This is a genomic window from Streptomyces sp. NPDC026394, assembly GCF_055567735.1.
The window spans coordinates 330,796-351,709 of sequence record NZ_JBVHPX010000006.1 but is presented as its reverse complement, the minus strand read 5'-3'; the positions used below and the strand labels follow the sequence as shown (position 1 = coordinate 351,709).

General features: G+C 73.5%; 20 protein-coding genes. 10 read left to right on the top strand and 10 right to left on the bottom strand.

The genetic code is table 11. The annotated features are described in order from the left end of the window. Positions 1–45 precede the first annotated feature (45 nt). Together ACZ4QV_RS17540 and ACZ4QV_RS17535 are read left to right on the top strand one after the other, a co-directional pair. Positions 46–405, top strand: coding sequence for a YciI family protein (locus tag ACZ4QV_RS17540; RefSeq protein WP_361148522.1), 360 nt, complete (start codon positions 46–48; stop codon positions 403–405). Between the two features lie 46 nt (positions 406–451). Next, positions 452–1,693: an RNA polymerase sigma factor gene (locus ACZ4QV_RS17535; protein WP_467763085.1), complete on the top strand. Its 1,242-nt coding sequence runs from the start codon at positions 452–454 to the stop codon at positions 1,691–1,693. A gap of 95 nt (positions 1,694–1,788) precedes the next feature. Here ACZ4QV_RS17535 and ACZ4QV_RS17530 read toward each other — a convergent pair whose 3' ends face one another. Further along, positions 1,789–3,528 (bottom strand): hydroxysqualene dehydroxylase, encoded by a 1,740-nt coding sequence (locus ACZ4QV_RS17530; RefSeq protein WP_467763109.1) that lies wholly within the window; start codon positions 3,526–3,528, stop codon positions 1,789–1,791. 303 nt (positions 3,529–3,831) lie between these two features. Between ACZ4QV_RS17530 and ACZ4QV_RS17525 the strand changes: the two genes are divergently transcribed. After that, positions 3,832–4,143, top strand: a complete 312-nt coding sequence (locus ACZ4QV_RS17525; RefSeq protein ID WP_031010939.1) for a 4a-hydroxytetrahydrobiopterin dehydratase — start codon at positions 3,832–3,834, stop codon at positions 4,141–4,143. Positions 4,144–4,185: 42 nt separating this feature from the next. Here the strand turns inward: ACZ4QV_RS17525 and ACZ4QV_RS17520 are convergent, their stop codons facing one another. Beyond that, a complete protein-coding gene (locus ACZ4QV_RS17520; protein WP_361148518.1) occupies positions 4,186–5,238 on the bottom strand; it encodes a YihY/virulence factor BrkB family protein in 1,053 nt (350 codons plus the stop codon). A gap of 234 nt (positions 5,239–5,472) precedes the next feature. On the opposite strand from ACZ4QV_RS17520, the gene ACZ4QV_RS17515 reads away from it, so the two are divergent. Genes ACZ4QV_RS17515 through ACZ4QV_RS17505 form a run of 3 tightly spaced genes read left to right on the top strand, consistent with a single transcriptional unit; the run spans position 5,473 to position 7,120 of the window. Beyond that, positions 5,473–6,018, top strand: coding sequence for an RNA polymerase sigma factor (locus ACZ4QV_RS17515; RefSeq protein ID WP_361148516.1), 546 nt, complete (start codon positions 5,473–5,475; stop codon positions 6,016–6,018). Then, positions 6,009–6,704, top strand: coding sequence for an Asp23/Gls24 family envelope stress response protein (locus ACZ4QV_RS17510; protein ID WP_361581713.1), 696 nt, complete (start codon positions 6,009–6,011; stop codon positions 6,702–6,704). Before ACZ4QV_RS17515 ends, ACZ4QV_RS17510 begins: the two co-directional genes overlap by 10 nt. Beyond that, entirely contained in the window at positions 6,701–7,120 is a 420-nt protein-coding gene (locus ACZ4QV_RS17505; RefSeq protein ID WP_361581710.1) for an Asp23/Gls24 family envelope stress response protein, read from the top strand. The genes ACZ4QV_RS17510 and ACZ4QV_RS17505 overlap by 4 nt, the downstream gene beginning before the upstream one ends. A gap of 22 nt (positions 7,121–7,142) precedes the next feature. Here ACZ4QV_RS17505 and ACZ4QV_RS17500 read toward each other — a convergent pair whose 3' ends face one another. Then, entirely contained in the window at positions 7,143–8,186 is a 1,044-nt protein-coding gene (locus ACZ4QV_RS17500) for a DUF1266 domain-containing protein (RefSeq protein WP_361148510.1), read from the bottom strand. A 106-nt stretch (positions 8,187–8,292) separates the two neighbouring features. Between ACZ4QV_RS17500 and ACZ4QV_RS17495 the strand changes: the two genes are divergently transcribed. Further along, positions 8,293–9,258: a methyltransferase domain-containing protein gene (locus ACZ4QV_RS17495; RefSeq protein ID WP_361148508.1), complete on the top strand. Its 966-nt coding sequence runs from the start codon at positions 8,293–8,295 to the stop codon at positions 9,256–9,258. Positions 9,259–9,569: 311 nt separating this feature from the next. On the opposite strand, the gene ACZ4QV_RS17490 is transcribed toward ACZ4QV_RS17495, so the two are convergent. The 5 genes from ACZ4QV_RS17490 to ACZ4QV_RS17470 form a co-directional block, all read right to left on the bottom strand. After that, positions 9,570–9,890 (bottom strand): SH3 domain-containing protein, encoded by a 321-nt coding sequence (locus tag ACZ4QV_RS17490; protein ID WP_030020491.1) that lies wholly within the window; start codon positions 9,888–9,890, stop codon positions 9,570–9,572. A gap of 277 nt (positions 9,891–10,167) precedes the next feature. Further along, the gene (locus ACZ4QV_RS17485; RefSeq protein ID WP_467763084.1) at positions 10,168–10,998 is read right to left on the bottom strand and encodes an aldo/keto reductase; all 831 of its coding nucleotides are present in this window, start codon (positions 10,996–10,998) and stop codon (positions 10,168–10,170) included. A gap of 78 nt (positions 10,999–11,076) precedes the next feature. Beyond that, positions 11,077–12,096 carry a hypothetical protein gene (locus ACZ4QV_RS17480; protein WP_361615464.1) on the bottom strand — a complete coding sequence of 340 codons (1,020 nt, stop codon included), beginning with the start codon at positions 12,094–12,096 and terminating at the stop codon, positions 11,077–11,079. A gap of 111 nt (positions 12,097–12,207) precedes the next feature. Further along, the gene (locus tag ACZ4QV_RS17475; RefSeq protein WP_361636536.1) at positions 12,208–14,010 is read right to left on the bottom strand and encodes an AMP-dependent synthetase/ligase; all 1,803 of its coding nucleotides are present in this window, start codon (positions 14,008–14,010) and stop codon (positions 12,208–12,210) included. 283 nt (positions 14,011–14,293) lie between these two features. Next, positions 14,294–15,178: a LysR family transcriptional regulator gene (locus ACZ4QV_RS17470; protein WP_467763108.1), complete on the bottom strand. Its 885-nt coding sequence runs from the start codon at positions 15,176–15,178 to the stop codon at positions 14,294–14,296. A gap of 227 nt (positions 15,179–15,405) precedes the next feature. On the opposite strand from ACZ4QV_RS17470, the gene ACZ4QV_RS17465 reads away from it, so the two are divergent. Together ACZ4QV_RS17465 and ACZ4QV_RS17460 are read left to right on the top strand one after the other, a co-directional pair. Continuing rightward, positions 15,406–16,491: a bile acid:sodium symporter family protein gene (locus tag ACZ4QV_RS17465; RefSeq protein ID WP_361615461.1), complete on the top strand. Its 1,086-nt coding sequence runs from the start codon at positions 15,406–15,408 to the stop codon at positions 16,489–16,491. Positions 16,492–16,740: 249 nt separating this feature from the next. Next, positions 16,741–17,010, top strand: coding sequence for a hypothetical protein (locus tag ACZ4QV_RS17460; protein ID WP_361148497.1), 270 nt, complete (start codon positions 16,741–16,743; stop codon positions 17,008–17,010). A gap of 98 nt (positions 17,011–17,108) precedes the next feature. Here ACZ4QV_RS17460 and ACZ4QV_RS17455 read toward each other — a convergent pair whose 3' ends face one another. Continuing rightward, on the bottom strand, positions 17,109–19,100 hold the full coding sequence (locus ACZ4QV_RS17455; protein WP_467763083.1) for an exo-alpha-sialidase: 1,992 nt from the start codon (positions 19,098–19,100) through the stop codon (positions 17,109–17,111). Between the two features lie 257 nt (positions 19,101–19,357). Then, positions 19,358–20,299, bottom strand: a complete 942-nt coding sequence (locus ACZ4QV_RS17450) for a quinone oxidoreductase family protein (protein ID WP_361615458.1) — start codon at positions 20,297–20,299, stop codon at positions 19,358–19,360. Between the two features lie 135 nt (positions 20,300–20,434). On the opposite strand from ACZ4QV_RS17450, the gene ACZ4QV_RS17445 reads away from it, so the two are divergent. Next, positions 20,435–20,905 (top strand): MarR family winged helix-turn-helix transcriptional regulator, encoded by a 471-nt coding sequence (locus tag ACZ4QV_RS17445; RefSeq protein ID WP_361148493.1) that lies wholly within the window; start codon positions 20,435–20,437, stop codon positions 20,903–20,905. Positions 20,906–20,914 lie beyond the last annotated feature (9 nt).

Below are 20,914 nucleotides of genomic sequence, written 5' to 3'. Positions count from 1 at the left end.
GTGAGAGGCGGGGAACGGCCCCGCCCGCACGACCGAGGAGTCACCGTGCCGCGCTTCCTGACGCTGATCCGCATCGACGAGAACAACGCCCCCGAGGGCGGCCCGAGCCCCGAACTCCAGGAGCGCATGGGCGCGCTGATGGAGGAGATGACCAAGGCCGGGGTCATGCTGGACAACGCCGGGCTCACCCCCACTTCCCAGGGCACCCGGGTCACCTGGTCCGGCGGGCAGCTTAGCTCCACCGACGGGCCCTTCACCGAGACCAAGGAGGTCGTCGGCGGTTACCTGCTCATCCAGGCCAAGGACAAGGCCGAGGCGCTGGAGTGGGCCCACCGGTTCCTGCGCGTCCACGAGGACCACTGGACCGTCACCACCGAGATCCGCGAGATCGCCGAGAACTGCTGACCGGGCCGCGCTTGTCGCTCCCGCGCACGGCTGATCTGATGAGGCCGTGACGGCAGCAAGCACGACCGACGCGGTCGAGACGGTGTTCAGGATGGAATCCGCGCGGATCATCGCCGGTGTCACCCGCATCGTGCGGGACGTGGGCATCGCCGAGGAACTCGCGCAGGACGCGCTGGTCGCCGCGTTGGAACAGTGGCCGGAGTCAGGCGTTCCGGACCGGCCGGGCGCCTGGCTCATGGCCACCGCCAAGCACCGCGCCATCGACCTCGTCCGCCGCAAGGAGACGTACGCGCGCAAACTGGCCGAGGTAGGGCGGGCGCTGGAGGACGTGCCCCCGCCCGAACCGGCGGACGCGGAGGACATCGACGACGACCTGCTGCGGCTGATCTTCACCGCCTGCCACCCGGTGCTGCCCGCCCCGGCCCGCATCGCGCTCACCCTGCGGCTGCTGGGCGGGCTCACCACACCGGAGATCGCCCGCGCCTTCCTCGTCGCGGAGTCCACGGTGGCGCAGCGTGTGGTGCGCGCCAAACGGGCGCTCGCCGAGGCCCGGGTGCCCTTCGAAGTCCCGTACGGCACCGAGCGGTCGGCCCGGCTCTCCTCCGTCCTGGAGGTCATCTATCTCGTCTTCAACGAGGGGTACTCCGCGACGGCCGGCGACGACCTGGTGCGCCCGGCCCTGTGCGAGGACGCGCTCCGTCTCGTCCGGGTCCTGGCGCACCTGATGCCGGACGAGCCCGAAGTGCACGGCCTGGCAGCGCTGCTGGAGTTCCAGGCGTCGCGCATCCCCGCCCGTACGGGGCCGGACGGCGAGCCGGTGCTGCTCGCCGACCAGAACCGCGCCAAGTGGAACCGGATGCTCGTCCGCCGCGGCGTCGACGCCCTGCACCGCGCCGGGCACGGCCCGTACTCGCTCCAGGCCGCGATCGCCGCGCACCACGCGGTGGCCCTGCGGTACGAGGACACGGACTGGGCCGCCATCGCCACCCTCTACGACCGGCTCCTCGCCCAGTCGCCGTCCCCGGTGGTCGAGTTGAACCGGGCGGTCGCCGTCTCGATGGCCGAAGGCCCGGCCGCCGCGCTGAAACTGGTGGACGCCCTGGCCGCAGACCCCGCCCTGAAGGGTTACCACCTGCTGCCGAGTGTCCGCGGTGACCTGCTGGAACGCCTGGGGCGGGCGCCCGAGGCGCGCGGAGAGTTCGAACGGGCGGCGGCCCTGACCCGCAACGCGCGGGAGCGGGAACTCCTGCTGGCCAGGGCGGCCCGCTCCGGCGCCCGTACGGACTGACGTGTACGGCCGGGACGCCCGGCACCCGCACGGCCCGCACACCTGGTCCCGGTACCGGTCCGCCGCACGGCCCGCACCCCGGCGGCGCCCCGGCATCACCCCAGGTCGAAGACGTTGCGCAGCCCGAGCCGGTGCCGCGTCTCGTCTTGTCTTCTGAGCGGCGCGAACTCCGGCGCGCGGTACAGTGGAATGACGGCGCACCGTTCGGCGGCGGAACCGGACGCCTCCAGCAGCGCGTTCACGGCCTGCCGCGCCGACGCGTTGGCGCCCTCCATCGTCGCCAGGTCGATGTCGACCGCCACGTAGTCCCCGGCGAGGAAGAGGTTGGGGATCGCCGTACGGGACGTGGGCCGGTTCAGCCAGGAGCCGGTGGGGTGGATGAGCAACTGCTCGTCGTTGGCGGGGTGCGGGGTGCCGAGCCCGGACACCGCCGGGTCCAGGAACCAGGAGTGCAGTGTCGCGTCGCGCAGCACGACAGCTCCGGTGTCGTTGAGGCCGGCCTTCATCTGCGCCCAGACCTCCCGCGCGACCTCCTCGCGCGTGCACTGCTTGGCCGTCTTCCCGTACAGGATGCCCGGCTGGTCCCACTCCGAGATGTCCACCGACAGGCAGTCGGCGGCCTGCCCGTCGCCGTAGTCGGCCGGGAAGTCCCGGTTCTTCCAGTACTGGGCCTGGCCGACCGCGGTCAGGGACCAGGGCGAGTCGATGTGGTTGACGTGCCCGTGGATGACCGGCGTCGGCTCGGTCAGATAGAACTGGATGCCCGTCATCCAGTCGGTGGCCAGCTTGTCGCAGCGCGCCAGTTGCGGGTCGGCGGCCCGTACGGCGGCGTTCCAGGTGGTACGGGCGTGCTCGACCGGCATCGCCTGCACGAAGTGGTCGGCGACGACCGTCTGCCGTACGCCCTGCGGGTCGGTGACCACCGCCTCCGTGATCCGGCCGCCCGCCAGCCGCAGGTCCCGTACGGTCCAGCCGACCTCGAACTCCACCCCGAGCGACCGCAGGTACGCCACCCACGGGTCGATCCACGCCTCGTTGGTGGGCAGGTTCAGCACCCGGTCCGGCTGTCCGTCCGCGCCCCGCCCCAGCAGGTTGAAGACGAACGCCTCGGCGCAGGTCGCGACGGTCCGGGTGGAGGCGATCTCCGCCTTGGTCGCGACGATGTTGCGGGTCAGGCCGATGGCCAGCAGGCGCTGGTAGTCGGCGGACATCGACGCGGCCCGCAGGAATCGCCACCACGGCGTGTGCTCCCACACGTCCAGCCGGCGCCGGTCGCAGCTGGTGAGGAAGACCAGCAGCCGGTTGGCGAAGTACGCGATCTCGTGGGCGGGCAGGCGGGTGGCGGTGTCCAGCAGGCCGGTCAGCATGCGCAGGAACGCGTCGGGGGTGAGGACCGGCGGGGGAGTGCCGACGGTGGAGAACGGGATACGGATGTCCTCCCGGCCGCCGGTGCGGGCGAACATCACCTCGGTGGAGGCCACCAGGTTGTCGTGGCAGCCGTTGGGGTTGCCGGGGAACGGGATGCGGCGCAGGGTGTCCGGGAGGTTGTGGTAGATGCCCGGGATGAAGCGGAAGCCGTGCTCGCCGGGCAGCGGCTTGCGGCCGCCGCGCGCGCTGTCCGGCACGTCCATGCTGCGGGCCTTGCCGCCGAGGCCCTGGGGCTTGCGCTCGTACACGGTGACCCGGAAGCCGCGTTCGGCCAGTTCGTGCGCGGCGGTCAGCCCGGCCACGCCGCCGCCGAGGACGGCCACGGTCCGGCCCGCGGCACGGCGCCGGGCGGCGGCGGGCGCGGCGGCCGCCGTACCGCCGGTTCCCAGGGCGAGCGCGCCGCCCATCGCCGCCGCCCCGCCCAGGAACGTCCGCCGGGGCTGTCCGCCGCCGGTTCCGCGTGTGTGCTCCGTACGGCCTTCGGTGTCCACGGCTGCTCCCTACTACCCCCGGTAACGGACGGCCCGTCAGGCGCAGGAGCATAGAAGCGGCCCCTCGGCCCCGGAAGCCCGCGGCGTGGCCGTCCGTACATTGGCGGGAAAGCGTCCTCGGCGTGCCACGCTGGAGCTGCTGCAATCGACAGTGCGCGGACGGTCCGGTGGTACGGGCGGTACGCGCGGCCATGCGCTGTGACGGAGAGGCGGAGCGAGATGGACGCTCAGGTGGACCTGCTGACGGACAAGGAGATCGAGGACCGCCTCGCGGAGTTGCCCGGCTGGTCGGTGACGGACGGCAGTCTGACCCGCACCTACACCTTCGAGCGGCACCTTCCGGCGGCCGCGATGGTGATCCACGTCGCCCAGATCCAGGAGGAGCTGAACCACCACTCCGAACTGACTCTCGGCTACAACACCCTGACCGTCGCCGTGAACACCCACAGCGCCGGCCACGCCGTCACCGCCCTCGACTTCACCCTGGCCCACCGGGTCGAGGAGATCGCCACCGGCCACGGGGCGAGCTGAGGGACGGGCGGCGGTCCGGCCGGGAGAGCCGAGCGGGCGCGCTCAGTTCTTCGCCTCCGTGCTGCCGCCGGACCCATCGGAAGGTGTGCCCTCGGACTCATCGGAACGTGCGCCCTCGGACGCACCGGAGCCCGCACTCTCGGACGCACCGGAGCCCGCACTCTCGGACGCATCGGTGTCCGCACTCTCCATATGGGCCAGCTCGGCGTTGAACTGAGCGCCGCTCAGCAGGGACAGATGGGAGAACCACAGCCATATCAGGAACACGACGGGCCCGGCGAGCGACCCGTACAGCCGGTTGAACGTGCCCACGTACGAGGCGTAGAACGTGAACCCCGCCGAGGACACCAGCCACATCAGCACCGCCACCACCCCGCCGGGCACCGCGCGCCACCCGCGCGTCCGGGACGGGCCCGTACGGAAGAGGACCATCACCAGCACGACGGCCAGCAGCAACAGCAGCGGCCACTGCAACAGGTTCCACGTCTCCTCGCCCGCCTCGCCGAGCCCCAGCCCCCGCCCGGCCGCGCTCGCTATCGGCCCGCTGGCCAGGAGCACGACCGCGCTGCTGATCAGCAGCGCCAACAGCAGCAGCGCCGTCGCCAGAATGCGCGGCGCCTTGCGCCACGGCGGCCGGTCGTCCTTGACGCGGTACATCGCGTGCAGGGCCCGCCGGAACACCGCCAGGTAGCTGCACGACGACCACAGGGCGCTGACCAGCGCACCCCCGACCAGCATCCATACGGCGGTCCGCTGCTGCGCCATGGTGACCAGGGCCCGGCGGACGGTACCGCCCGACCCGGCCGGGGCCAGGGCGCTGATGTGGTTGATCAGCTCCTCGGTGGACGCGGGGTTGGCCAGGCCGACGAGCGAGATGGTGACGATCACCGAGGGCAGCAGGGCCAGCACCGAGTAGTACGTCAGGCTGGCCGCCCAGTCCGACACGTCGTCGTTCCAGATCGAGACCGGGGTACGGCGGGCCGCGGTGCGGATCCGGGGCCAGCCGGGCAGCGCGGCGCGGCGTGCGCGTGGCCTGCCGACTCCGGCCGCGAGCTGCGGTGGATGCAGTCCACGGTCCGTACCGCTACCGCCCATGGGTACCCGTCCTCTCCTCGTGCCGTACGCGCTGCGCGCCCGGTCCGTCTGCCCGTTTGCGCAGCGTACAAGCGTGTGTGCCGGGCTCCGTCCGGAGGTGCGCCGTGGTAGGCGTCTTCCCTGCGGCCGGATCGGGGGGACGGACGGGAAACGCCGGTGACTCCCGTATCGCGCCAAAGCGGGGCATCGTGCCCGTCTCCGGTGAAGATGGTCAGGGAAGGAAGGAGCCGGTGAGTGCCCGAACCCAGCGACGCCCTACTGGCCGTACGTGCCGCGGAAGGGGACGAGGGTGCCTTCGAGGTGCTCGTACGCCGGCACAGCGCACAGCTCCTGCGCCTGGCGACCCGGCTGCTCGGCAGCCGCACCGACGCGGAGGACGCCGTACAGGACGCCTTCGTGAGCGCCTGGCGCCGCATCCCGGAGTTCCGCGGCGACGCCGCGTTCGCGACCTGGATGTACCGCATCGTCACCAACCGGTGCATGAACCTGCTGCGGGCCCGCAGACCCACCCAGGATCTCGGCTCGGTGCCCGAGCCGAGCGCGCCCGAGCACGCGTCGTCACCGGTGCGGGCCGCCGAGTCGACCGCCGCCGTCGAGGCGCTGATGCGGGCGATGGACGGGCTCACCCCGGAGCAGCGCGCCTGCTGGGTGCTGCGCGAGCTGCACGCCCTGCCGTACGAGGAGATCGCCGCGGTGGTGGGCATCAGCCACCAGGCGGTCCGTGGCAGGGTCTTCCGAGCACGCCGCTATCTGACGGAGGCGATGGGCGCATGGCGCTAGGTGAGCACGACGACCCGATCCTGCCCTGCGGCCGCGCGCTGTCGTCCGTGTGGGAGGAGAACGAGGCGGAGTGCGCGGGCGGTCCGGCCGGAGACGGCGGTCCGGCCGGAAACGACGCCCCGGACGCCGGTCCGCACGCCGCCCGGTGTCCGTACTGCCAGGAGGCGCTGGCGGGCCTCGGCGTCCTCGACAGCTACGTACGCGAAGCCCGGCAGGCCGCGGGGGCAGCGGGCCGCGACGAGGAGGAGCGGAGCACCGAACGCTTCACGGCCCGGGTGATGGACCTGGTCAGAACCGAACTCCGGCCCGGCAGGACACTGCCGCTGGGCGACCCGGAGGACGACGCCTGGATCACGGAGGCCGCGGCGGCCAAGTCCTTCCGCGCGGCCGCCGAGACCCTGCCTGACGTCCAGGCGGGCAGTTGCCGGGTCACCCTGCTCGCGCCGCGGGGGCCCATGAAGGTGGCGATCGAACTGGCGGCGGGGTACGCGTGGCCGCTGCCCGCGCTGGCCGACCGGGTACGCGAACGGGTGTGCGCGGCGGCGCGGGACGGCATCGGCCTGGAGGTCGAGGAGGTCGACGTCACCGTCGTGGACCTCGTCGAGAACCTTGTCGAGGACCTCGGCGAGGGGGAGACGGGGGGCTCCGGCAGGAACCCGGAAGCCCGCGAGGAGGGCAGGCCGTGAGTCAGGTCATGAGCGGCGACGCGCAGGTGCACGCCGCGGTCCTCCGTGCCGCCGCCGGGGCCGCCAAGGACACCCCCGGTGTCGCCTTCCTCCGGCCCGGCCTGGGCGAACTGCTCCGGGGCGCGGTGGCGCGAACCCCCGGCTCCGGCCCAGCCTCCCGGGCCGCCTCCGGTCCCGGCTCCCCCTCCCCGTCCGGGCTGACCGGCCGTGTACCCGGCGTACGGGCCGACCACGGCCCCGGCCCCGGACCGTGGCGCGTCCGCGTCCATCTGGCGGTCCGGCGGGGTCACCGGGCCCTGGACGTGGTCCGCGCGGTGCGGCCACGCGTCACGGCGGCGGTCCAGGAGGCGCTGCGGACAGCGGGCGAAGCCGCGCCCGAGGTCGCCGTGACGGTGACTGTCACGGACATCACCTGAAGGACCCCCACCCCGTGCCGCGTCAGGCGAAGGGCAGATTCGCCCACGGCGAGGCCGGGTCCTGGCCGAGCACCCGGTGCAGGTGCACCGTTTCCTGGTACGCCGTGCCGAACCAGCCGTTGTCGAAGGCCAGCGCCCGGCCCAGCGCGTACCCCGCCGAGAACTCCTGCCAGGAGCCGTACGCCGCGCGCGCCAGCTCACCGGCGCGCAGCACGGCCTGCTCGGCCTCCGGCGGCGCGCAGTAGCGGGCCCCGAGCCCCCAGCGGACGAGGGCGACGGCATGCGCGTAATCCAGGGCGACGATCGACTTGACCCGTCCGTCCGCGGGCAGCAGCCCTTCCGTACGGAAGCGCTCCTCGTACTGCTCCACCAGCTCCGGCACACCGCCGGACCCGGCGTCGTCCCCGGCGTCGCGGGCACGCAGCGCGGCCTCGGTCCCCGCCGGTACGAAACCGGCGTCGAGGAGCTGGCCGAGGCGCTGCTGCCAGGACGCCGGGTCGGTGACCGACCACTGCTCGTGCAGCAACTGGGCGTCGGCCGCGTAGTCGAGGAAGGCGGTGCCCAGCTCGTTCCACGGCACGCTGTGGTGCACGGCGATCGGGGCGCCGCAAGCCAGTCCCTGGGCGAGCGGACCGTGCAGCGGACCGCCGAGGTGGGTGGTGAGCAGCCCGCCGGGCCGGACTCCGTACTGGGCACGGATGCGCGTCCACGTGCCGCGGTGCGCGGCGGTGGCCGGCAGGTACGCGGCACACGGCGTACCCGGGTTGACCGCCAGCTTCCACCGGTCGTTCGGCCAGTCCTGCGCCAGTTCCTCCACCGAGACCCGGTCGAAGAGCTGCTGAGGGTGCCACGGCGGCAGCATGCCGCGGGTCGTCACGGGGATGCACGTACCGCCGCCGGCCGGGTCCTCGTACACCGGCAGCGGGTCCTGGCCCTGCTGGGGCACCACCAGATACAGGTCCTCGCCGGCCACGGCCGCGACCTGGCCTTCCCAGTCGCCCCGCGCACCGGCCTCACACAACCGCCGTTCCGTCTCGGTCGGCGGTATCCATCCTGGAATTCCCACGGAGCAGAACCTTACGGTGGGCGGTCCGGCGGCCCCGGAGGCGGGGTGCTTTGCCGGACCGGCAAGGATGTTTGCCTTATGGCGCGCCCTGCCGGACGCTCGCACCATGACGGACCACCACCACGACACCACCGCCCCGGCAACCGAGCCCGGCCACGACCACGGTCACGGCCACGACCACGGTCAGGGCCCCGGCCATCACCACGACACCACGCACATGGACTGGGACGCGCTCGCCGCCTACCTCGAAGGCGAGGCCGAGTTCCAGACCCCGCTCCTGGAACAGGCCACCGCCTGGCTCCGGGACCTGCTGACGCAGCCGTCCGGCCCCGGGCCCGACGAGGTCCGCCGGGTGCTGGACGTCGGCAGCGGCCCCGGTGTCACCAGTTGCCTGCTCGCCCAGGCGTTCCCGCGGGCCGAGATCGTGGCGGTGGACCCGACCGAGGCGCTGCTCGAACGCGCCCGGGACCGTGCCGACCGCCTCGGCCTCGGCGACCGGTTCCGTACCCAGGTGGCCGAACTGCCCGACCGCGTCGACGCCATCGGGGACGCGGACCTCATCTGGTCCAGCAAGGCCCTGCACCACGTCGGCGACCAGGCGGCCGCCGTGGCCGCGCTGGCCCGGCGGCTCCGTCCGGGCGGGCTGCTCGTCGTGTCCGAAGGCGGCCTCGCCCCCCGGTTCCTGCCCCGTGACTTCGGCATCGGCCGCCCCGGCTTCCAGACCCGTCTCGACGCGGTGCAGGACGAGTGGTTCGCCCAGATGCGCGCCGCACTGCCCGGCAGCCGGGCCGTGGTCGAGGACTGGCCCGCCATCCTGACCGCCGCGGGTCTGCGGTCCCCGCTGAGCCGCAGCTTCCTGCTCGATCTGCCCGCCCCGCTGGACCCCGCCCAGCGCGCCCAGATCACCCGGCAGCTCTCCCGCTTCGCCGAGAAGACCGGCGACGATCTGGACGAGGCGGACCGCGCCACCCTCGCCCACCTCCTCGACCCGGACGATCCGGCGGGCATCGCCCGCCGCCCTGACCTCTTCTGGCTCTCCGCCCAGACCTTCCACACGGCACGGGCGGTCTGACCGCTCAGCTCCATGCGGCATGCGTCCGCCGCCGAGCCGGCGGCGTACGCACGTACGTCCCGCCCTGGGAGCAGGCGGGACGCGACGGCACCGCCCGGCCGCCGCCCCCCGTAGAGCCACGTCCATGCCCCACCGCGCACGCCCCCGTCGGTGTGCTCGTGCGCGGTGGGCAGGACGTGGCCGAACGGCGGCCGGCCGGTGCCGGGCGGGGTGGTGGCCCTCCCGGGCCGGGAAGACCCTCCACCACCCCGCCGTGTGATCAGCTCGCCGGCCCGTGGCGAGGGCGGGTGGCCGGGCCGGCGGGCCGAGCCTCAGCAGTTCAGGTAGGCGCGGTGGATCCACACCCCGGTGCGGCCGCCCCACAGGTCACCCATGACCCAGGAGCCTTCGGTGCCGCGCGCGTTCATCTTCTGACCCCGGTTCACCTGACCCAGGACCGGATAGCCGGTGCCCGGGCCGCCGCGGTAGTTGACGCCGTTGTCGTTGACGGTGCAGACGACGGCCTGGACCGCGGGAGAGGCGGTCTGGCGGGCGGGGGCCGAACCGGCGGCGGTGGCCATGGTGCCGCCGCCGAGGGCGAAGACGGCCGCGGTGGCCGCGAGAGCGGCGGCGGCGCGAGGAATGCGGATCATCTGAATCTCCTCCGTTGGGTGATCCTCGGTGCGCCGGGGCCGTCGGCTGCCCGGTCCCGGCACCTTGACCTTCGTCCCGCGCCGGGCGCCGGGCCAAGGGGTTTCCCGTCCCCCGCGGGGCGTGGGAAACCGGGAAACCGGGCGTGAGCTGGGAGGGACGCGAGGAGGAGAAGACAGAAGAGGGGAGGAGAGGACGGGGTGGAACGACGGCGCCGCCGTCCCGGGTGGGGCGGCGGCGCCGGGGGGTGCTGCACCGGACCGGGGTCCGGGAGGTGTCTCAGCCGTTCATGGTGTCCGGGTCCGGGCCCAGGCGGGTGCCCAAGTCCAGGGCCGCGAGGGCGGACAGGTCGGCGTCGTCCAGCTCGAAGCCGAAGACGTCGATGTTCTCCTCGATCCGGGACGGGGTCACGGACTTCGGGATGACGACGTTGCCGAGCTGGAGGTGCCAGCGGAGCACGATCTGCGCGGGGGTGCGGCCGTACTTCTCGGCGAGCCCGGTGACGGTCGTGTTCTTGAGGAGGTCCTTGCCCTGGCCCAGCGGCGACCACGCCTCGGTCGCGATGCCGTGCCGGGCGTGGAAGGCGCGCAGCTCGGACTGCTGGAGCTGCGGGTGCAGCTCGACCTGGTTGACCGCGGGCACGACGGACGTCTCGCCCAGCAGCCGCTCCAGGTGGGCGGGCTGGAAGTTCGAGACGCCGATGGCCTTGGCGCGGCCCTCTTCGTAGATCTTCTCGAACGCCCGGTACGTGTCCACGAACGTGTCCTTGGCGGGCATCGGCCAGTGGATCAGGTACAGATCCACGTACTCCAGGCCCAACTTGCCGAGGGAGGTGTCGAAGGCGCGCAGGGTCGAGTCGTAGCCCTGCTCGTCGTTCCACAGCTTCGTCGTCACGAAGAGCTCGTCACGAGCGATGCCGGAGGCGGCGAGCGCCTTCCCCGTGCCCTCCTCGTTGCCGTAGATCGCGGCGGTGTCGATGCTGCGGTACCCGGCTTCCAGGGCGGTGCCGACGGCCGTGGCGGCCTCGTCGTCCGGCACCTGCCAGACGCCGTAGCCGAGCTGCGGCATGGCGACACCGTTGTTGAGGGTGATGTGGGGGACCTTGCTCACGACGGATTCGATCCTTAGGTCGTCGTACATGTTCTCCAACGTCAACGATCATCCGGTACGGAGCATTCCCGCGCACCTTCAGTACGTGCCGACAGCCTTCGGCGCGGGCGCGGACGAGGGCACGGGACGGGCCGTCTCGGCGGCCAGGGTGAGGGTGCCGAGGCAGAGCACGACCAGCCCGGCGACCAGCTCCAGGGCGCCCGCCAGGCCGGGCAGGCCACCGGTGGAGGCCGAGCCGCCGCCGGTCAGGGCGTCGGCCACGGTCCACGAGAGCCACATCGTTCCGCCCCACGCGAACACCGTCGCGGAACCCAGCCAGGCCAGCGCGAGCGGCACCCGCGTACGCAGCCGCCGCAGGCGCCCCCGGTGGGGAAAGAGGAGGGCGGCCAGCCCGGCCGCGCCGGCCAGCGCCAGCAGCCCCTGGACCACGCCGGACGTGGCCGTGACGACGCTGCGCGCGGGCAGGGCCGCCCCTCCGGGGCCCGTCGGCATCCCGAGGCCCCACAGCACGTCGAGGGCGCCGAGTACGGCGAGGAGCACGGCCGCCGGCACGCCGAGCAGCCGCCGTGCCGCCCGTACGCCGGGGGCGGGAGCGGGTACGGACTCCAGCCGCCGGCGCAGCAGCGCGCCCCAGCGCCGGTGCGCGTGGAACCAGAAGGCGCTCAGCAGGGTGAGGCCCTCGACGATGAAGGCGTCGTAGACCAGGACGTAGACCCAGGGTTCGAGGAAGTCGCCGGACGCCATCGGGTTCGCCGCGCCGGTCAGGGCGGCGACGGCGGAACCGGTGGGCACGCTGATCATCAGGGGCGTGAGCAGCCCGGACGCCATCCACAGGGGCAGCGCGAGCAGCCAGGCGGGGGCCCGCAGACCGGACGGGCGGGTGAGTGCGTACGCGATGGCGGCGGCGACGGCGTCCATGAGGAAGGTGACGACGTTGGCCGCGATCCAGGTGCCCCGGCCGGCCCTGCCCACGTCCACGATGCCGATGTCATGGCCCAGGACCCACAGCAGTTTGAGGAGGAGGTACGGGGCGCAGGCCGCGACGGCCACGCGCCCCAGGAGGACCTGGCGGCGGCCCATGAGCTGATCGGTGGTCATGACACGAGCCTCCCGGCGGCGTGCGGACGGCACCTCCGGCCGGGGGATGAACCGGCTCCGCCGCGCGGGGGAGAGGCGGGTGCGACCCGTACGGCGCCGCGCGCCGCCCGCTCACGCCCGGTACAGCGCCTCCACCTCCGTCGCGTACGCCGCCTCGATGGCCTTGCGCTTCAGCTTGAGCGACGGCGTCAGCAGGCCGTGCTCCTCGCTGAACTGGTGCGCCAGTATCCGGAACGTACGGATCGACTCGGCCTGCGAGACCAGCGTGTTGGCGGCGACGACGGCCCGCCGGATCTCGGTCTCCAGGTCGGGGTCGTGCACCAGGTCGGTCGGCGGCAGCTCCGGCTTGCCGCGCATCCTCAGCCAGTGCCCGACCGCCTCCGCGTCCAGCGTCACCAGCGCGGCCACGTACGGGCGGTCGTTGCCGACGACGATGCACTGGGCGACCAGCGGGTGCGCCCGTACCCGCTCCTCCAGGACGACCGGGGAGAGGGTCTTGCCGCCGGAGGTGACGAGGATCTCTTTCTTCCGGCCGGTGATCGTCAGGTAGCCGTCCTCGTCCAGCGCGCCGAGGTCGCCGGTGGCCAGCCAGCCGTCGCGCAGGACGGCGTCGGTGGCCCGGGCGTCGTTCAGGTAGCCCTGGAAGACCTGGCCGCCGTGCAGCCAGATCTCCCCGTCCTCGGCGATGTGCACGGTCGTCCCGGGGACGGGGGAGCCGACCGTGCCGAAGCGGGTGCGCTCGGGCGGGTTGGCGGTGGCGGCGGCGGTGGACTCCGTCAGGCCGTACCCCTCGTAGATGGTCACTCCGGCGCCGGCGAAGAACAACCCGAGCCGGCGCTCCATCGCCGAACCGCCCGACATGGCGTGCCGCACCCGGCCGCCCAGCGCCTCCCGCACCTTGCTGTAGACCAGTTTGTCGAAGAGCTGGTGCTGCATGCGCAGCGGCGCGCCGGGCCCGGACGCGGTACCGAACGCCTTGTGCTCCAGCGCCTCGGCGTGCCGGACCGCCACGTCGACGGCCTTCTCGAACGGGCCGAGCCGCCCCTCCGCCTCGGCCCTGCGCCGGGCCGCCGCGAAGACCTTCTCGAAGATGTACGGCACGGCGAGGATGAAGCTGGGCCGGAACGACTGGAGGTCCGGGAGCAGCGCGGCGGCCGACAGGTCGGGCTGGTGGCCGAGCTTGACCCGGCCGCGTACCGCCGCGACCTGCACCATCCGTCCGAAGACGTGGGCGAGCGGCAGGAACAGCAGGGTGGACGCCTCGTCGCCGGGCTTGGAGTGGAACACCGTCTCGTAACGCTGGACGACGTTGTCGGCCTCGGCCATGAAGTTCGCATGGCTGATCACGCAGCCCTTCGGGCGGCCGGTGGTGCCGGAGGTGTAGATGACCGTCGCGGTCGCGTCCGGGGTGACCGCCATCCGGTGGCGGTGCACCACGTCGTCCTCCAGGTGCGCGCCCGCCGCCGTCAGTTCGGCGACCGGGTCGGCGTCCAGTTGCCACAGGCGGCGCAACTGCGGCAGCCGGTCGATGACCGAGCCGACGGTCATCGCGTGGTCCTCGTGCTCCACCATGCAGGCCGACACCCCCGCGTCGTGCAGCATCCAGAAGACCTGCTCGGCGGACGAGGTGGGGTACAGCGGTACGGACTGGGCGCCCACGGACCACAGGGCGAAGTCGAACAGCGTCCACTCGTAGCGGGTACGGGACATGATCCCGACCCGGTCACCGAAGCGGACGCCCTGCGCGAGCAGCCCCTTGGCCAGCGCCAGCACCTCGTCGCGGAACTGCGCCGAGGTCACGTCCCGCCACGCACCGGCGTCGTCCTTGCGCGCCAGCGCGGCCCGGCCGGGATCCGAGCCGGCATGATCGAACACAGCGTCCGCCAACCCGCCGACGCGGGGCGCCGTCGCCAAAGGTGGGACGGTGAACTCGCGCAATGACCCAGCTCCTCGACGTGCTTCTCACCGGGCCGAGACCGTACCCCAACACCGCGGCCCGCGGGAGGGGCGTCCAGCCGGCCGGACCGGTGGCATAGTCGCTGGTCATGAGGCGAAAACGGGCTACTCTGGAGAAGCCCGGACATCGTCGGGGGCGCCGCGCCCCCGACGATCACGACGCCGGGACCGGATCTGCACCAAATCTTTCCCTGGTACTCGGCGTCTCCCGGCATCGCTCCGGGGAGGGCCGGGCGCGTCGCTAAGGCAACTGCAAGCGGTCGCCACCCGCCAGTATCGCGTCGGCCAGCGCGTCCGCCGGGCCCCTGGCCGCACCGTCCCGCTCCCCGTACAGCAGGACGAAGTCCACCCCGCCGAGGTCCGGCAGACCGGCCCGGGACGGCACCCGCACCAGACCGGGCGGGATCATGCCCAGGCTGTGCGCCATCACGCCCAGGCCCGCCCGGGTGGCCGCGATCAGACCGTTGAGGCTGCCGCTCGTACAGGCGATGCGCCAGTCGCGGCCCTGCCGCTCCAGCGCCTCCAGCGCGCGGGCCCGGGTCACCGCCGGCGGTGGGAACACCACCAGCGGGACCGGCCGCCGCGCGTCCAGCCGCAGCCGGTCCGTGCCGACCCACACCAGCCGGTCCCGCCAGACGAGCCGGCCGGTGGGCGCCGTCGCCCGGCCGCGTGCCGGGCCGGGACGGCGCTTGGCCAGGACGAGGTCGAGGCGGCCTGCCGCCAGCAGTTCGTGCAGCGTCCCGGAGAGTTCGACCGTCAGCTCCAGGTCCACCTCGGGGTGATCGCGCCGGAACTCCTCCAGTACCTCCGGCATCCGGGTCAGCACGAAGTCCTCCGAGGCGCCGAACCGCAGCCGGCCGCGCAGCCGCGTGCCCGTGAAGAAGGTCGCGGCCCGCTCGTTGGCCTCCAGGATGGTGCGGGCGAAGCCGAGCATCGCCTCACCGTCCTCGGTGAGGTCCACGGCATGGGTGTCCCGGGCGAACAGCCGCCGCCCGGCCGCGTCCTCCAGCTTGCGCACGTGCTGGCTCACGGTGGACTGCCGCAGGCCGAGCCGGTGCGCGGCCTGCGTGAAGCTCAGCGTCTGCGCCACCGCGAGGAACGTCTGCAGTTGCACGGGGTCGAACATCGCCCCGGTCCGGTCACTCGTCACGCGTCATCATCCGTCATCACACTTCATGATGACAGTCACCACGGTAAGAGGGCTTCCCGATGGCTGTGCCGCCAGGCAGGCTGGAGAGGGCACCGTCCGCCCCACCTGCACCTTCAGTCCCTCGGGTACTGTCCGCCCCCGTCCCGCCCGCTCCGTCAGCCCCACCCGCTCCGTCCGCCCCGCCCCGCCCGCGAAGAGAGAACATGCGCCGTCCTCAGCTCAGAATCCCCTCCTGGCTCCCCGTGGACGGATTCATCCTGACCCTCGTCGGTACCGTCGGCCTCGCGGCCCTGCTCCCCGCCCGGGGTGCGGCCGCCACCGTCGCCGGCGACGCGTCGACCGGCGCCGTGGCGCTGCTCTTCTTCCTCTACGGCGCCCGGCTCTCCACCCGGGAGGCGGTGGACGGGATGCGCCAGTGGCGGCTGCACCTGACGGTGCTGGGGTGCACGTTCGTGCTCTTCCCCCTGCTGGGGCTGGCCGCCGGCGGCCTCGTCCCGTACCTCCTGACACCGCCCCTCTACACCGGCCTGCTCTTCCTGTGCCTGGTGCCCTCCACCGTGCAGTCCTCGATCGCCTTCACCTCCATGGCGCGCGGCAACGTCGCGGCGGCGATCTGCGCGGGCTCCTTCTCCAGCCTCATCGGGATCGTCGTGACGCCGCTGCTCGCGGCGCTCCTCCTGGGCGGTGACGGCGGCGGGTTCTCGGCCGGCTCACTGGTCTCGATCGTCTTCCAATTGCTGGTGCCGTTCCTCGCCGGTCAGCTTCTGCGCCGCTGGATCGCCGGCTTCGTCACCCGCCACAAGAAGATCCTCGGCCTCGTCGACCGCGGCTCGATACTCCTCGTCGTCTACACCGCCTTCAGCACGGGCATGGTCGAGGGCATATGGCACCAGGTCTCGCCGTGGCGCCTGCTGAGCCTGCTGGCCGTCGAGGCCGTCCTGCTGGCGCTGATGCTGACGATCACGTCGTACGGTTCCAGGAAGGCCGGTTTCGCCCGCGGCGACCGGATCGCCATCACGTTCGCGGGCTCGAAGAAGAGCCTGGCCGCCGGGCTGCCCATGGCCAGCGTCCTGTTCGGCGCCCAGGCCGGGCTGGCGGTGCTGCCGCTGATGCTGTTCCACCAGATGCAGCTGATGGTCTGCGCGGTCCTCGCGAAGCGGTACGCGGCACAGGCACCCGACGAGCGGGAATCCGGGGCCGAGCCCGGGGCGCTGCCCGAGCCCGGGGAGAGCAAGGCGGTCGTGCGGCCACGGCGCGGCGAAAGCGTCGGCGCGGGCGGCTCCCGCTAGCCCTCGGGACCGCGCCACCAAGCGGCCGACATCGCCCGCCGGACCCGGGCCCCGGCCGAACTCTCCCGGCTGCGCGCGAGGCCAAGGGGCAGGCGGCGGCGTTGCTGCCGCCCGCCGAGACGCTGGCGGACGGGCGCACCGTCGAGCCGGGCGGGCGGGTCCCGGAGCCCCCGGCGGCCCACCGGGTGGACGCCGTCGGCCGTCGGCCGGCTGCTCGCCGGGGCGTGGCGCGCCGAGCAGTACCTGTCGGTGCTGCTGCTCACCAGGGGCGGGACGCACGTGGTGCGGGTCCGGCCCTCCTCCGACGGCAAGAGGGCCGCCGGCGCGGCCGGGCACGCCTACGCCGTCGCCCGCCAGGACATCACCTGGCTGCGGGACCGCGGGGAGGTGCGGCACGGTACGCACGGGACCGGCTTCGCCGACGGCTCGTGGGCGACGGTGTTCTTCCCGCTCGGCGGCTGGAGCACGCTCGCGAAGGCGTTCCCGCACCGGCTGCGGCACACCGGCCCGATCGCCTGAGCGTCCGCTCCGGGGCCCGGGGCGGCGCGGAGCAGGCCGGTGCGGTACGACCGGCCTGCTCCGCGATCACCGCGGGGTGCCTGGGGCATGACGCTCCGTCAGTGATACTCGTCCACGCGGTCCAGCGGCAGATTCAGGACCACGGGGCCAGGGACGCGCGCGTTGTCCCGGCGTACACGTGCCAGCTCGTCGTCGTCCAACGCGCGCCCGTAGACCCGCACTTCGTCCAGATCGCCGGAGAGCTGGGAACGGCTGTCCGCCTTCTGCCCCGCGTGGACACCGAAGACCGAGGTGCGGCTCACGGAGCCCGGCACGTCGGGGACCGTGCGGGTCTCGGCGCCGTCGACGGTGAGCGTCAGCCGCCCGCCGGTGCGCCGCAGCGCCAAGTGGTGCCACGCGCCGTCGTTGTACGCGGCGGTGGCGGCGACCTCGGCGGTGGCGGGCGGCCGGGCGCCGTCGAGCGCGGTGATGTGGGCGACGACCCGGTTACGGGCGGGGTCGCCGCGCAGCGCCACCTGTGGACTGCGGCTGCCCACCCCGCCCATCCACAGGAAGGGCTGCTCACCGGAGGCGGCGCGGTGGCGGAACCAGAGGCTGCACGTGAAGTCGCCGCTGCCGAGGGGCAGCGAGCGGCGGAAGGGCAGTCGTACGGCGTCGTCCCGGCCGTCGAAGGAGAGCCCGTAGCCGAAGCGTCCGGCGGTCGGCCGGGCGCCGCCCAGGACGAGCGCCGCGCGGGCGTGCCGCCCGAGGTCGGGTGTCGTCGGATCGGGCGCGCGGCGCGGGCCGAGCCAGCCGTCGGTGAAGCGCGCGAAGCGGATCTCGTCGCGGGCGTCGGCCGCGCCGCCCTCGTACAGCAGACCGGTCAGGCCGGGCGCGACGGACACCAGGTCGGAGTAGCCGGACCAGTCGGTGGTGACCCGGGCGCCCCGGTCCACACCTTCCCAGGTGCGGCCCTCGTCGTAGGAGGAGCGGACGGTCATGGTGCGGCGGCGGTCCGGGTCGGCGGGCGCGGCGAGCAGCGTACGGCCCGTCTTGCCGGGGCCGCGGGCCGGCAGCCGTAGCACCGAGCCCTGCACCATCGGCGCGTACAGGCCGGGCAGGGTGCGGAAGGGCCGGGTGAAGGTCTCGCCACCGTCGTGGCTGACGGCCGCCGTGCGGTGGCCGAGGTCGGTGCCGTCCTGCTCGCGTGCGTTGACGTGGACCGAGCCGTCGGAACGTTCCAGCAGGCTCATCTCGGACGGCTTCTGGCGGAACGTGCCGTCGGCGGCGATCGGGTAGCTGTCCACGGCGCCGACGCGCCAGTTGTCACCGCCGTCGTCGCTGAGCATCAGCGCCGCGTGGTTGGCGGTGATCCGGCCGCCCGCGTAGCTCTCGGCGTTGACGGTGAAGACCAGGCGCCCGGCGTGCCGGCCCCGGGCGAGCTGGACGCCGTGCACGGGGCCGGTGGCGTACCAGGAGTTCCATCCGGCGGGCCGGAGTTCGGCGGTCAGGTCGCGTGGCGTGGACCAGGTCGCGCCGTCGTCGTCGCTGTACTGGAGGTGCGGGGTGCGGTCGCAGGGCACGCCGCAGTTCGCGGCGTCGGGGCGGCCCTTGTTGTAGGTCTCCGCGAGCAGGATGCGGCCGGTCTCGCGGTCGACGACGGGGGCGGGGTTGCCGTGGGTGTCCCCGCCGCCCTCGTTGACGATCTGGAGGGGACCCCAGGTGCGGCCGCCGTCGGTGGAGCGTTTCAGTACGAGGTCTATGTCGCCGGCGTCGCCGCAGTCGCGCACCCGGCCTTCGGCGAAGGCCAGCAGGGTGCCGTCGGCGGACCGGACGATCGCCGGGATGCGGAAGCACGCGTAGCCGTGCTCCTGGGACGCCTTGAACAGCACCTGCTGCTCGAAGCCGGTGGCGGGGGAGGCGGCGCCGGAAGCGGTGGCGGGCGCCGCCGGGCGGGCCTGGGCGGTGGCCACCGGGACGAGGACGGCGGCCGCCGTGGCGAGCGCGGCCAGGGTGCGGACCCGGGGCCGGTGGCCGCCGTGGGCGGGACCACCGGCCCCGGTGGCGGGTCTGCGGCGGTGGTCGTCGTGGGCGCAGAATGGTGACGTCATGATCCGACCTGCCCTTCGAGGCATCGGCGAGGCGTCGGGGAACCGGGGAGGAGGGGAGAGGAGCCATGCGACCTGAGATGTCCGGCCTGTGCCGGACATCCGACGTAGAACGTCCCATGTCTGCTCTCCGGTGCGCAGGAAGCTACTGGGCCCCCGGCACCGCCACAAGCCACACGCGGCGGTTCTTCGCACCCGGCCGGATTTCCCCCGTCCGTACCATGGCGGGCACATCCGTACGGGCCTTGCCACGGGGCCGCTCAGGGGGTCAGTACGACTTTGCCGAGGTTGGCGCGGGCCTCGATGATCTCGTGCGCGCGAGCCGCTTCGGTCAGCGGAACCCGGGCGTGCACGGCGGCCCGCAGGCGCCCGGCGAAGAAGTGGTCCCACAGCTCGGCGCCGTGCCGCGCGTACAGCTCCGGGCGGGTGGCGGCGAACCGCGCCATGGTGAGGCCGGTGATCGTCTTCGAGCCCGCGAGGAGGTCGTAGGCCGGGACCGTGCCGCCGCCCGAGGCGAAGAACGCCAGCCGCCCGCCCGGCGCGAGGGCCGCCACCGCGCGCGGCAGCAGCTCCCCGCCGACGCCGTCCAGGACGATGTCGACGGGCTCGCCCCAGGACGCTTCCTCGTACGTCACGACCTCGTCGGCGCCGAGCCCGTACAGGAAGTCCGCCTTCGCGGCGGAGCCGACGGCCGCCACCACCCGCGGCACGCCCCGCAGCTTGGCCAGTTGCACCGCCAGGTGCCCGGTGGCGCCGGCCGCGCCCGTGATCAGTACCGACTCCCCGTCGGCCGGGGCGGCGGTGGCCAGCGCCGCGAGCGCGACCTGTCCGCCGCGTACCAGTGCGACGGCGTCCACGCTGGACGCGGCGTCCGGTATACGGGCGGCCATCGCGGCGGGCACGGTGGCCGCCTCGGTGTACGAGCCGGTGAAGGAGAGCGAGGTGACGCGGTCGCCGGCCGTGAAACCGGTGACGTCCGGGCCCAGGCCGACGACCTCGCCGGCCACCTCGCCGCCGAGTACGGCGGGCAACGGTACGCCCCCGCCGTTCCCGTCACCGCGTGTCCGGCGGACGGACGGCAGGGTCACGCCGATGGCCTCCGTACGGACGAGCAGCTCGCCGGGGCCCGGCTCGGGTGCCCGGGTCTCTTCGACACGCAGGACTTCGGGTCCGCCGTAGGTATGGAAACGGACTCGCCGCACGGGCACCTCCGGGAGGGGGGGCGCGGCCGGACGCCGCGCAGGGGCGGTCGCCCGGGGCGTCCGGGAACCGTTGGGCGCCCCAACGGTAACAGTGATTGTTGGGTGGCCCAATGGTTTTACGGATAGGGTGATCCCGTGCCAGAGACTCCGTACGCCCCCTCCCGCATCCGCTCCCTCCCCAGTTGGCTGCTCGGCCGGGCGGCGGCCCGCGGCCACCGCCTCGTCGCGGAAGCGCTGGCCGAGGAGGGGATGCGGATGACGCACCACGCGGTGCTCTCGGCCGTCGGCGAACTGGGGCCCGTCTCCCAGGCCGAACTGGGCCGCAGTGTGGGCATCGACCCCAAGGACATGGTCGCGGTCGTCAACGACCTGCAGGCCGACGGGCTGGTGACGCGCACCCCCGACCCTGAGGACCGGCGCAAGAACGCCGTCGAGATCTCCGCGGCGGGAGAGCGCCGGCTCCGGCGTACGGAGGAACTGGGCGACCGGGCCAACGACGAGCTGACCGCGGGCCTCACCCCCGCCGAACGGGAGCAACTGATGGCGCTGCTGGCGCGCATCGTGGAGCCGGGGGCGGGGGCGAAGGAGGGATCGGGGGCGGGCTGACGCCGTGTC

Excerpts from the sequence above, each read along its gene's own strand:
- ACZ4QV_RS17530 (WP_467763109.1), bottom strand. The coding sequence starts at position 3,528 with ATGGGCGGCGCGCTCGCCCTGGGAACCGGCGGTACGGCGGCCGCCGCG.
- ACZ4QV_RS17525 (WP_031010939.1), top strand. The coding sequence starts at position 3,832 with ATGGACGCTCAGGTGGACCTGCTGACGGACAAGGAGATCGAGGACCGC.
- ACZ4QV_RS17520 (WP_361148518.1), bottom strand. The coding sequence starts at position 5,238 with ATGGGCGGTAGCGGTACGGACCGTGGACTGCATCCACCGCAGCTCGCG.
- ACZ4QV_RS17510 (WP_361581713.1), top strand. The coding sequence starts at position 6,009 with ATGGCGCTAGGTGAGCACGACGACCCGATCCTGCCCTGCGGCCGCGCG.
- ACZ4QV_RS17495 (WP_361148508.1), top strand. The coding sequence starts at position 8,293 with ATGACGGACCACCACCACGACACCACCGCCCCGGCAACCGAGCCCGGC.
- ACZ4QV_RS17490 (WP_030020491.1), bottom strand. The coding sequence starts at position 9,890 with ATGATCCGCATTCCTCGCGCCGCCGCCGCTCTCGCGGCCACCGCGGCC.
- ACZ4QV_RS17480 (WP_361615464.1), bottom strand. The coding sequence starts at position 12,096 with ATGACCACCGATCAGCTCATGGGCCGCCGCCAGGTCCTCCTGGGGCGC.
- ACZ4QV_RS17470 (WP_467763108.1), bottom strand. The coding sequence starts at position 15,178 with ATGTTCGACCCCGTGCAACTGCAGACGTTCCTCGCGGTGGCGCAGACG.
- ACZ4QV_RS17465 (WP_361615461.1), top strand. The coding sequence starts at position 15,406 with ATGCGCCGTCCTCAGCTCAGAATCCCCTCCTGGCTCCCCGTGGACGGA.
- ACZ4QV_RS17455 (WP_467763083.1), bottom strand. The coding sequence starts at position 19,100 with ATGACGTCACCATTCTGCGCCCACGACGACCACCGCCGCAGACCCGCC.